Annotated in this window: 1 protein-coding gene; it reads right to left on the reverse strand. The window is 48.7% G+C overall.

The window, feature by feature from the left end:
* On the reverse strand, positions 1-898 hold an 898-nt coding region (locus tag R8N47_RS24155), incomplete at both ends, for a GspE/PulE family protein (RefSeq protein WP_318185971.1).

An 898-nucleotide genomic window follows, 5' to 3' on the forward strand; every position in this document is an offset into this window, starting at 1 on the left:
CGTTGGTATGCAACGTACTCAATACTAAGTGGCCGGTTAGTGCTGCTCGCAAGCCAATCTCTACCGTCTCTTGGTCACGCATCTCACCAATCAAAATGATGTCTGGGTCTTGACGCAAGAAGGTGCGTAACACGCGTGAAAATGTCAGGTCGATTTTGCTGTTGATCTGTACTTGCGTGATACGTGGTAAACGGTATTCCACCGGATCTTCTGCGGTGATGATCTTTTTACCCGGTTCATTGAGCTCACTCAACGCGCCGTAAAGTGTCGTGGTTTTACCCGACCCCGTAGGGCCGGTTACCAAAATCATGCCATGAGGACGAGATAACTGACGACGCAAGCGCGCCAGTAGCTCAGGCGGTAAACCCGATTCTTCTAATGGACGTAAACCTGACGACTGGTTAAGCAGACGCATTACGACCGATTCACCGTACTGAGTCGGTAACGTCGACATACGAATATCAATCGATTGACCACGAACTTTGATGTTGAAGCGACCATCTTGCGGCAGACGCTTCTCAGAAATATCCAAGTGCGCCATCAATTTAAGGCGTAATACCAATGCAGAAGCGATGTTCACTTCGTTCAGAATGGTTTCATGCAGCACACCATCGACACGCTGGCGTAAACGCAGGACTTTATCGTCTGGTTCGATATGGATATCCGATGCACCAACTTGCACCGCGTCTTCAAACATCGAATTAACCAGTTTTACAACGGTAACTTCTTCACTGTCGGCTTCATCGATGCCATAGTCAAAGCTTTGTACGTCTTGGTGCTCGGCTTGTAACTGCTCAGCAAAGGACGCGATCTCTTTGGTACGGCGGTAGTAACGGTCGAAACTGCTGATCAACTGACGCTCAGAGGCAATGATGAACTCAAGGTTGTACTCACAGAT

It is taken from the genome of Vibrio sp. 2132-1, from assembly GCF_033344315.1.